The following is a 10322-nucleotide window of genomic DNA, read 5'->3' as shown; positions in this document are numbered from 1 at the left end:
CTTTGCCTATTCTTAAAAACAACCTAATTTTAAACATACTATTAGCAAATTTGTAGTAAAATCCGACATTTTTTAAACAATTATTAAGGATAAAATATGGCGGAATTTTACGACGCAAAAGAAGTAGAAGATAAATTTTATAAAATTTGGGAAGAACGCGGATATTTCGAGATAGACGCGAACAAAAACATACGCAAAGACGGCCGTAAATTTTGCATCATGATGCCGCCTCCAAACGTAACGGGCTCGCTTCATATCGGGCACGCCCTAACCTTTACCCTGCAAGACATAATGACGCGCTACAAAAGAATGGACGGCTACAAAACGCTGTGGCAGCCGGGCCTTGATCATGCAGGTATCGCCACGCAAAACGTCGTTGAAAAGCAGCTCCTAGCCCAAGGTATCAAAAAAGAGGAACTTGGACGCGAAAAATTCGTAGAAAAAGTCTGGGAATGGAAAGAAAAAAGCGGCGGAATGATCGTTCACCAGATGCGAAAACTAGGCATCTCGCCGGCATGGTCGCGCCAAAGATTTACGATGGATGAGGGACTAAGAATAGCCGTCAAAAAGGCTTTCGTAAATCTCTACGAAAAAGGGCTCATCGTACGCGAAAACTACATGATAAACTGGTGTACGCACGACGGCGCGCTCAGTGACATCGAGGTCGAACACAAGGAAAACAAAGGCAAGCTTTATCACCTAAGATACTACCTAGCGGGAGAACAAGATAAATTTATTGTTGTGGCGACTACACGTCCTGAAACCTACTTCGGTGATACAGCGGTAATGGTCAATCCAAACGACGAGCGCTATAAAAATTTGATCGGCAAAAAAGTCGTCCTACCGATAATCGGTCGCGAGATCGAGATCATCGCCGACGAGCACGTCGATATGGAGTTTGGAACGGGTCTTGTTAAAGTCACCCCGGCGCACGACACTAACGACTACGAGGTCGGCAAAAGACACGATCTAAAATTTATCACCGTTTTTGACGAAAAAGGTATCCTAAACGAGCAGTGCGCGCAGTTTAAGGGGCTAGAAAGGCTTGAAGCCAGAGACGTCATCGTAGCAGAGCTAGAAAAGCTCGGAAACGTCGAGAAGATCGAAGACTACGAAAATCAAGTCGGCTACTGTTACCGCTGCAAAAACGTCGTCGAGCCCTACATCTCAAAGCAGTGGTTCGTCAAAAAACAGATCGCGGACGACGCGATCGCAAAGGTCGGCGAAGGATTAGCTAAATTTTACCCGGCGCACTGGATAAACAGCTTTAACGCCTGGATGCGCGAGCTTCGCGACTGGTGTATCTCGCGCCAGCTATGGTGGGGACATCAGATCCCGGTATTTTACTGTAATGAGTGCGGACACGAGTGGGTGGACGAAGGCGAACCGACGCAGTGCCCAAAATGCAAAAGCGCAAATTTCCATCAAGACCCGGACGTCCTTGATACATGGTTTAGCTCGGGGCTTTGGCCGTTTAGCACGCTTGGCTGGGGCAACGGCGAGGAGCTAAAAAACGAGAAATGGTTTGAGGGCGATTTGGCCGAATTTTACCCGAACAACCTACTGATCACCGGCTTTGATATTTTGTTTTTCTGGGTGGCTAGGATGATGTTTCAGGGCGAAAACGCGCTTGGTAAGCTGCCGTTTGACGATATCTATCTGCACGCTTTAGTTAAAGACGAGCAGGGCAGAAAGATGAGCAAGAGCCTAGGCAACGTCATCGACCCGCTCGTTAGCATCGAGGAGTACAGCGCCGATATCTTGCGCTTTACGCTTGCGCTACTTGCCGTGCAGGGACGCGACATAAAGCTAAGCGACGAAAAGATGAAGCTAGTGAGAAATTTTACGAACAAGCTTTACAACGCGAGCAAATACCTGCTGCTAAACGAGTCTAAATTTGCAAATTTAAGCGACGCCAAAATCGAAACGAAGCTTGGCAAATACATGCTAAGCCGATTTAACGAGTGCGTGCGCGAAGTGCGAGAAAACATAGACGCCTACCGCTTTAACGATGCGGCAAACGCGATTTATAAATTTTTATGGGATGAGTTTTGCGACTGGGGTATCGAGCTTAGCAAAGCCGACAAAGGCAGCGTAAAAGAGCTTGGAGCGATATTTAAAGAAGCGATGAGGCTACTTAGCCCATTCATGCCGTTTATCTCCGAATACCTTTTCCACGAGCTTAGCGGCTCAAATTTAGAAAACGCGAGCTCGATCATGGTCGAGGAGTATCCGCAAGCTAACGAGCGCGATTTGCAAATAGAAAAGACCTTTGAGCTAGTGATCGAGGCTATCGTCGCGATCCGCCGCGCAAAGGCAACCATCGAGCAAGGCAACTCAAAAATCCCAAAAGCTTTCATCAAGCTAAACGGAAACGAAAATTTGAACGAAGCGACAAACTATATCGCACTGCTAGCCAAATGCGAGCAGATCGAGTTCTGCGACGATAAAATCGAAAACGCAGCTCGCGACGTGAGCGAAAATTTAGAAGTCTTCGTGCCGCTTGAAGGCGTGGATATGAGTGCGGTGATCATGCGACTGCGGTCGCAAAAAACCAAACTAGAAAAAGAGATAACAAAGCTATCAAGTATGCTAAATAACGAGAAATTCGTGGCCTCCGCCCCGCAAGCCGTGGTCGAAGCCAACCGCGAAGGACTAGCTAGCGCGACGCAAAAGCTAGAAAAGGTAGATAGCGAGCTAGCAAATTTGGGAGCGGTCGATTGATATTTTTTGGTTTTTGCGTTAGGACTTGGCAGATCCAAACAGTGCCTTGAGCGGTTAAATTTAAACTGCGGCGCACTGTTTAATGCGCAAAAATTTAAAAAAATAAAAGGATAAAAAATGAGCGAAAAAATAAAAATAGCGGTTTTAGGATATGGAAATTTGGGTCGCGGCGTAGAGCTTGCCGCACAAAATAGCAAGGATTTAGAATTAACAGCGGTTTTTAGCCGCAGAAATCCAAGCGAGGTAAAAACATGCGGCGCGCCGGTATTTAGCGCGGATGAAATTTTATCGCACAAGGGCAAATTTGACGTTTTGGTGCTTTGCGGCGGTAGCGCGACGGATCTACCGACACAGACGCCGGAGTTTGCGCTAAATTTTAACGTCGTAGATAGCTTCGATACGCACGCGAAAATCCCAGAGCACTTCGCCGCAGTAGACGCCGCAGCTAAAAAAGGCGGAAAAGTAGGCATTATCGCTGTGGGCTGGGATCCGGGGCTGTTTTCGCTAAATAGACTATTTGGCGAGAGCGTGCTAGAAAACGGCAGCAGTTATACATTTTGGGGCAAAGGCGTGAGCCAAGGCCACTCCGACGCCATCCGCAGGATCAAGGGCGTCGTGGACGCACGCCAATACACCGTGCCGATAGAAAGCGCCTTGGAGCGAGTTCGCGCGGGCGAAAACCCAAAGCTTAGCACGCGCGAAAAGCACCTGCGCGAGTGCTACGTAGTGGCGCAGGACGGCGCCGATAAAGCGCGCATCGAGCATGAGATAAAAACGATGCCAAACTACTTTGCCGACTACGACACTAGCGTGCATTTTATCGATCTTGCGACGCTTAAAAAAGAGCACGGCGGCATCCCTCACGGAGGATTCGTCTTGCGAAGCGGAGCGACGGGCGAGCGCGGCGAAAATAAACATCTGATCGAGTTTTCGCTAAAGCTTGACTCAAATCCGGAATTTACCGCGAGCGTGCTCGTTGCCTACGCCCGCGCGGCATATCGTTTGGCGCAAAAGGGTGAGCGCGGCGCATTTAGCGTATTTGACATCGCTCCGGCGCTTCTTTCGCCAAAGAGCGCAGATGAGCTAAGGCGCGAAATTTTATAAATTTTAGTAGCGCTTCGGCGGAATTATGAATGAGGAAATTTGAGTGATAAAGATAGAAAATTTAAAGAAATTTTACGGGGCGACGCAGATCATAGACGGCGTCAATCTAACCGTAAAAAAAGGCGAAATTTTCGCCATCGTAGGCCACAGCGGCGCGGGTAAATCCACCCTGCTTCGCTGCATAAACGGCCTAGAGGACTATCAAGGCGGCAGCCTGAAGGTATTTGACAAAGAAATCTCGGCGCTAAAAGATAAAGAGCTAAGAGAGCTTAGGCGAGATGTTGGGATGATATTTCAGCACTTTGCGCTGATGGCTAGAAAAACGGCGTTTGAAAACGTCGCAACCCCACTTAAATTTTGGGGCTACTCAGACGGCGAAATCAAAAAAAGAGTGAGCGAGCTGCTAGAACTCGTAGGTCTTGCAAACAAAGCCGCAAGCTACCCCGGCGAGCTAAGCGGCGGACAAAAGCAGCGCGTCGCTATCGCCCGCGCCCTTGCGCTAAGTCCAAAAATTTTACTCTCCGACGAGGCTACCTCGGCGCTTGATCCAAATACGACAAATTCGATACTCGAGCTTTTAAAACAGATCAATCAAACGCTAAACATCAGCGTCGTTTTGGTCACGCACGAGATGGAGGTCGTAAAAAGTATCGCGCGCCGCGCAGTGCTGCTAGAAAGCGGCAAAATAATCGGCAGCGGCACGATCGAGGAGCTATTTTTAAAACCCGACGAAAAGATGAAGGAATTCCTCGGCGAGGATGAAATTTTGCCGAGCGAGGGCGTAAATATCAGGCTCTTTTTCCCAAAAGAAGTCGCGCAAAACAGCGTCATCACGCATATGGCGCGCACGCTAAACATCGACTTTAACATCGTTTGGGGCAAGCTTGAAAAGCTAAACGAAAACGTGCTAGGCTCGCTCGTCATAAACGTCGATCCTAAAGACGAGGCGCGCGTGACCGAGTACATCAAGCAAAGCGGCGTACTATGGGAGGTGGCGTGATGTTTGGCATAGATTTTTCTAAATTTCCCGACGTTTTCGAGCGCATTTTGCTCCCGGCTATCGGCGAGACGCTTTATATGAGCGTAGTTTCGACGCTTTTAGCGTTTCTCATAGGTCTAGTGCCCGCTATCTTGCTCGTTCTTTCCGCGCAAGACGGCCTAAAGCCAAACAAACCGCTATTTATAGCGCTTGATATCACGGTAAATACGCTAAGGAGCTTTCCTTTTATCATCCTCATCATCGTGCTTTTCCCGCTCACGCGCCTGATCGTAGGCACCAGTATCGGTACCAGCGCGGCTATTGTTCCGCTTACTATCGGTGCGGCGCCGTTTATCGCCAGGCTGATCGAGAGCGCGCTAAAAGAGGTCGATAAAGGCATCATCGAAGCTGCTAGAAGCTTTGGTAGCTCAAATTTTCAGATCATTTTTAAGGTGATGTTCGTTGAGGCATTGCCCGGCATCGTGGCCTCTATCACGCTTACGCTTATCGTTATCATCGGCTTTTCGGCGATGGCGGGCGCGGTCGGCGGCGGCGGGCTAGGATCTGTTGCGATAAACTACGGCTATCAGAGATTTCGCCCCGATATCATGCTTTATACCGTCGTGATTTTAATCATAATGGTTCAAATTTTCCAATCATTAGGAAATTTTATTTATAAGATCACAAAGAAATGATTTTTTACATCTGATTTTATTTTCTTTTAAACTTTTTTTGCATAAAATCCCGAAATTAATTTTACAAAGAAAGGATAGAAAATGAAATCAGATATGTGCGAAATGCGTAGCTTCACTCAACTTAAGTCGTCGAAAGACTAACGCTAAGCGCAAAATTTCTTTTTAAGCGCTTAGTCTTGCTAAGCATTTAAAAAGAAATTTAAGCCTCCGCTCATATCCTTTTTTAAATGCTAGCCAAATTTTAAAAAGGATATAAAATGAAAAATCTACTCAAATACTCTCTAGTCGCTCTAAGCCTAACGGTCGCCGCAAATGCAGCCGAGAAAATCGTCGTAGGCGCTACGCCAGTTCCGCACGCTGAAATTTTAGAAGTCGTAAAACCTATCCTTGCAAAAGACGGCTTTACTCTTGAGATCAAAGAATTTAACGACTACTCTACTCCAAATTTAGCCACCGAAGACGGCGATCTAGACGCTAACTACTTCCAGCACCTACCGTATCTTGAGGAATTTAACAAAAACAAAGGCACTCATCTAGTTAAAACCGTAGGCGTTCACCTCGAGCCTATGGGCGTTTACTCTAAAAAGATAAAAGATATCAAAGAGCTAAAGGACGGCAGCACCGTAGCGATACCAAACGACCCGACAAACGAGAGCCGCGCGCTTGACGTGCTAGCTAGCGCAGGTCTGATCAAGCTAAACGACAACCCTCTAAAAACTCCGCTTGACATCACGGAAAATCCGAAAAAGCTAAAATTTGAAGAGATCGAGACCGCTCAAGTACCTCGCACACTTGATGACGTTACTATCGCCGTTATCAACACGAACTACGCTCTAAACGCCAACCTAAACCCAACCAAAGACGCGCTCGTGCTTGAGAGCAAAGATAGCCCGTACACCAACTACGTCGTGGTCAAAGTCGGCAACGAAAATAGCCCAAAAATCAAAGCTCTAGACAAAGCCGTCACGAGCCCCGAGGTAAAGAAATTTATCGAGGCAAAATATAAAGGCGCGATAATCCCGACGTTTTAATCAAATTTAGCTCCGCCCGCTCAAATTTAGCGGCGCGGGCAAATTTAACGAAACGACGAATCCAAATTTAGTTTAGAGACCACTCTTAAAACAAAACGGCGTAAAAGCTTTTACCTTTTTAGCGCCGTTTTTCAAAACAAAAAAGGAATAATAATGCAATTTTCAAAAATACTTCTTGGCGCGCTTCTAGCTAGTGGCCTATATGCTAGCGACAAAACAATCACCGTAGGCGCATCTCCCGTGCCTCACGCCGAGATCTTAGAAGAGGTCGTAAAGCCGATCCTAGAAAAAGAAGGCTACAAGCTCGACGTTAAAATCTTTAACGACTATGTGATCCCAAACCTCGCCGTCGAAAACGGCGAACTCGACGCCAACTACTTCCAAGGCCTGCCGTATATGAAGTCGTTTAACAAAGACAAAGGCACTCACATCGTACCGACCGTGGGCGTACACGTCGAGCCTATGGGCGCGTATTCTAAAAAGATAAAAAGCCTTAGCGAGCTAAAAAACGGCGATATCATCGCTATCTCAAACAACGCTGCAGACTCGACGCGCTCTATAAATTTGCTCGAAAAAGCCGGCATCGTAAAGGCTAAAGAGGGCGAATACAAATCGCCGCTAGATATCATAGAAAATCCGAAAAATCTAAAATTTAAAGAGATGGAGTCCGCACAGACGCTACGCTCTTTAGATGACGTCGCGCTAGCGTTTATCAACGTAAACTACGCCCTAGACGTTGGCCTCAAACCGACAAAAGACGCGCTAATCCTCGAGGATAAGGATAGTCCGTACACCAACTACGTAGCGACCAAGGCCGGTAACGAAAATAACCCGAAAATCAAGGCTCTAGATAAAGCCATACTAACTCCCGAGGTTAAAGACTTTATCGTAAAGCGCTACCAAGGCGCGGTGATACCGAGCTTCTGATCGCGTCAAATTTAACCGATTTGCCATCGTAAAATTTAGTTTTTAAAATCGCAACAGGCGTTTTTTGCCTAAATTTTATGACTCAAATTTGGCAAAAAAGAAAAATAGTCGAGAAAAATCTCCAAAAAATAAAACGGCGTAAAAGCTTTTACCTTTTTAGCGCCGTTTTTCAAAACAAAAAAGGAAAATATAATGAAAGTTTTTAAAATTTTAGCAAGTTTGGCGCTAGCCTTTAACCTCTATGCAGCAGATAAAGATCACACTATCGTAGTAGCCGTCTCGCCCGTGCCTCACGCAGAGATCATGGAGTTTATCAAACCCGCTCTAGCAAAAGAGGGCTACGATCTAGTCATCAAGGAGATAAACGACTACTCGATCCCGAATTTAGCGACGCAAGACGGCGATTTGGACGCAAATTTCTTTCAGCACTGGCCGTATCTGAAAAATCACAATGAAACAAAAGGTACGACCTTGATAACCGCCGCGGCGATACACCTTGAGCCGCTGGGCTTTTACTCAAAAAAGATAAAGAGCCTAATCGAGCTAAAAGACGGCGCTAAAGTCGCGATCGCCTACGATCCGACCAACGGCAACAGAGCGCTAAATATACTGCAAAAAGCCGGCCTCATCGAGCTTGATAAGGGCGCTGAGCTAGCCACGCCAAAAGACATCGTGAAAAATCCGAAACACCTAAATTTCGTCGAGCTTGAGGGCGCGCAGATACCTCGTACACTGGACGAAGTCGATCTTGCCGCTATAAGCACAAATTTCGTCCTTGATATCGGTATGAATCCTAAAAAAGACGCGCTAGCTATCGAAGGTACTGAAAGCCCGTACGCCAACATCATCGCAGTCAAAGCGGGCAACGAAAATAGCCCGAAAATCAAAGCCCTCGTTAAAGCCGCAACCAGCCCCGAGACGAAAGAGTTTATCCTAAAAAGATACAACGGAGCGATCCTGCCGGTATTTTGATTACGCGCCGCTTGCGCTTTGACGCAGAGACGGAAGCTTTTTGGCCGATTTTAAAGTCGGCCGATAAAATTTGAGTCAAATTTGACGCTCAAACGGGCGCGGTTAAATTTATAACTCAAATTTGACCACGACTCGTTTTTTTAACTCAACAATCCTCCACAAAACCTTATAAAGGTGCGGGTAAAACCCAAATCTTTATCTCGCAAATTTATCTTGCAATCAAATTTAAAACTCGCCTGAAACGCCGTTAAATTTGACCGCCGCAGACGACCCTAGCCCCAAATTACGCCCGCCTAAAGCTAAAATTTACCGTAGTTTGCTAAAATCATAATTTTAAATTTAAGGAGAAAAATGCTAGGCGATTTTATAAATTTTATCGTCCAAACCGTCGGCGAGTGGGGATATGCGGGCATATTTTTGATGATGTTTTTAGAGAGTTCGTTTTTCCCGTTTCCAAGCGAAGTGGCGATGATCCCGGCGGGATATCTAGCGCATCAAGGACAAATGAGCCTAGTGCTAGCGTGGTGCGCGGGTACGGCGGGCAGCCTCGCAGGAGCCGTATTTAACTACTATCTGTGCTACTTTTTTGGGCGCGAGCTCGTACTAAAATACGGCAAATACGTCGGCATAACGAAGGTAAAAATGCGCAAATTTGAGGCCTTTTTCAAAAGACACGGCGAGATCTCGACCTTTAACTGTCGCCTGATCCCTGGCATTCGCCAGTACATCAGCCTGCCTGCCGGCCTTGCTAAGATGAATCTTTTTAAATTTAGCCTCTACACGACGCTTGGTGCTGGTATCTGGGTCGCTATACTGCTAGCCGTGGGCTGGTATCTAGGCAAAAACTACGACAAGAGCGCGTTTAGCCACATTGTGGTCGCCCTACTCGCCGCCGTCGGCCTGCTGACTGCGCTTTATATTTTTTACGTAAAACGCCTAAGTAAAAAATCAAAAATCGGCGCACGAGAGCTAGAATAAACCTCTGATCAAGCTAGCAAGCAAGGCTGAAATCAAAATTTGGCCTTGCTTGCTTTATCAAATTTATAGCGCACCGTAAAAACTACGGCAAATTTTACGGGCATATCGCGGCTAAGAACTTCGTGTCTTACGACCTTTCATTTAACCAAAACCCTAAAAATGCAGAAAAATCTGGAATTTTATCTCTATTGCAGCCAAATTTCGGCTTAAATTTAGAGATCATGTAAAACGCAAATTTGATTTATGCGTTTAAATTTTACGCCTTAAAGCAATAAATTTGATTACTTTTAAAGCTTCTTTAGTGAAATTAAAAAATGAAAATTTAGCCCTTTTTGCGTCTTTGTTTTTCAAATAATACCCGCGCAAATCAAGCGCCAAAAGCGTGATAAGGGAAGGAAACATGTAGATATTTATGGCGATAAGCACGATGCGAAGCGTAACGGTATCTTTTAAAATAGCTTGTAAATTTAGGCTGTTTTCGATACTAACGTAATAAACACCGATCACGGCAAAAAGTGCAGCGATACGTAAAATTTTAGATACGATTTCGTTGCCCAGTTTTGAGATATTTTCACTCACGGCTAGCGATAAAAATAGCCAGCAAAATATCCAAATAAGCGCAAAAACCACGTCTAAAAGCAAATTTTCATCATAACGCTCGCGTACGACTATAGCAAAAACGGGCGAGAAAATCAGACTCAAGACGAACCAGAAAAGCGAACGAAATGCAAGCAGGACGAAACACGCATAGATACAAGCGCTAGCGGCAAGTAAAAGCCACTCTGCCCCAAAAACTAGCCCGAGCGCATAAACGCCGATACAAAGCGTAAAAAGGCCGCAAAAGAGCGAATAATAGCCCTCAAGCAGCCTCGTAGCCTTTAAATTTATATTTTCAAAAAAGTTTAGCACGCG

Annotated in this window: 9 protein-coding genes; 8 read left to right on the top strand and 1 reads right to left on the bottom strand. The window is 45.9% G+C overall.

Annotation, left to right across the window (positions count from 1 at the left end):
* The first annotated feature begins 96 nt into the window (after positions 1-96).
* The 8 genes from CSHOW_RS04630 to CSHOW_RS04595 all read left to right on the top strand — a co-directional run bounded on the left by CSHOW_RS04630 (position 97) and on the right by CSHOW_RS04595 (position 9410).
* Positions 97-2724 (top strand): valine--tRNA ligase, encoded by a 2628-nt coding sequence (locus tag CSHOW_RS04630; RefSeq protein WP_002947966.1) that lies wholly within the window; start codon positions 97-99, stop codon positions 2722-2724.
* A 117-nt stretch (positions 2725-2841) separates the two neighbouring features.
* Positions 2842-3828: a diaminopimelate dehydrogenase gene (locus CSHOW_RS04625; RefSeq protein WP_002947967.1), complete on the top strand. Its 987-nt coding sequence runs from the start codon at positions 2842-2844 to the stop codon at positions 3826-3828.
* 43 nt (positions 3829-3871) lie between these two features.
* Positions 3872-4828, top strand: coding sequence for a methionine ABC transporter ATP-binding protein (locus CSHOW_RS04620; protein ID WP_002947968.1), 957 nt, complete (start codon positions 3872-3874; stop codon positions 4826-4828).
* The gene (locus CSHOW_RS04615) at positions 4828-5502 is read left to right on the top strand and encodes a methionine ABC transporter permease (protein ID WP_039895157.1); all 675 of its coding nucleotides are present in this window, start codon (positions 4828-4830) and stop codon (positions 5500-5502) included. Before CSHOW_RS04620 ends, CSHOW_RS04615 begins: the two co-directional genes overlap by 1 nt.
* A 257-nt stretch (positions 5503-5759) precedes the next feature.
* On the top strand, positions 5760-6533 hold the full coding sequence (locus CSHOW_RS04610; protein ID WP_002947970.1) for a MetQ/NlpA family ABC transporter substrate-binding protein: 774 nt from the start codon (positions 5760-5762) through the stop codon (positions 6531-6533).
* 153 nt (positions 6534-6686) lie between these two features.
* Positions 6687-7460, top strand: a complete 774-nt coding sequence (locus tag CSHOW_RS04605; protein WP_002947971.1) for a MetQ/NlpA family ABC transporter substrate-binding protein — start codon at positions 6687-6689, stop codon at positions 7458-7460.
* Positions 7461-7652: 192 nt separating this feature from the next.
* On the top strand, positions 7653-8432 hold the full coding sequence (locus tag CSHOW_RS04600) for a MetQ/NlpA family ABC transporter substrate-binding protein (RefSeq protein ID WP_002947984.1): 780 nt from the start codon (positions 7653-7655) through the stop codon (positions 8430-8432).
* Between the two features lie 351 nt (positions 8433-8783).
* Positions 8784-9410: a DedA family protein gene (locus CSHOW_RS04595; RefSeq protein WP_002947986.1), complete on the top strand. Its 627-nt coding sequence runs from the start codon at positions 8784-8786 to the stop codon at positions 9408-9410.
* 249 nt (positions 9411-9659) lie between these two features.
* On the opposite strand, the gene CSHOW_RS04590 is transcribed toward CSHOW_RS04595, so the two are convergent.
* A complete protein-coding gene (locus CSHOW_RS04590) occupies positions 9660-10319 on the bottom strand; it encodes a hypothetical protein (protein WP_002947987.1) in 660 nt (219 codons plus the stop codon).
* Between the last annotated feature and the right edge of the window lie 3 nt (positions 10320-10322).

This window comes from Campylobacter showae (assembly GCF_004803815.1).
GTDB lineage: Bacteria > Campylobacterota > Campylobacteria > Campylobacterales > Campylobacteraceae > Campylobacter_A > Campylobacter_A showae.
This window is presented reverse-complemented; position numbering and strand designations above follow the sequence as displayed.

What these genes read in the sequence shown, in the direction of transcription:
- CSHOW_RS04595 (WP_002947986.1), top strand. Translation starts at nt 8,784, where the DNA reads ATGCTAGGCGATTTTATAAATTTTATCGTCCAAACCGTCGGCGAGTGG.
- CSHOW_RS04625 (WP_002947967.1), top strand. Translation starts at nt 2,842, where the DNA reads ATGAGCGAAAAAATAAAAATAGCGGTTTTAGGATATGGAAATTTGGGT.
- CSHOW_RS04610 (WP_002947970.1), top strand. Translation starts at nt 5,760, where the DNA reads ATGAAAAATCTACTCAAATACTCTCTAGTCGCTCTAAGCCTAACGGTC.
- CSHOW_RS04605 (WP_002947971.1), top strand. Translation starts at nt 6,687, where the DNA reads ATGCAATTTTCAAAAATACTTCTTGGCGCGCTTCTAGCTAGTGGCCTA.
- CSHOW_RS04600 (WP_002947984.1), top strand. Translation starts at nt 7,653, where the DNA reads ATGAAAGTTTTTAAAATTTTAGCAAGTTTGGCGCTAGCCTTTAACCTC.
- CSHOW_RS04630 (WP_002947966.1), top strand. Translation starts at nt 97, where the DNA reads ATGGCGGAATTTTACGACGCAAAAGAAGTAGAAGATAAATTTTATAAA.
- CSHOW_RS04615 (WP_039895157.1), top strand. Translation starts at nt 4,828, where the DNA reads ATGTTTGGCATAGATTTTTCTAAATTTCCCGACGTTTTCGAGCGCATT.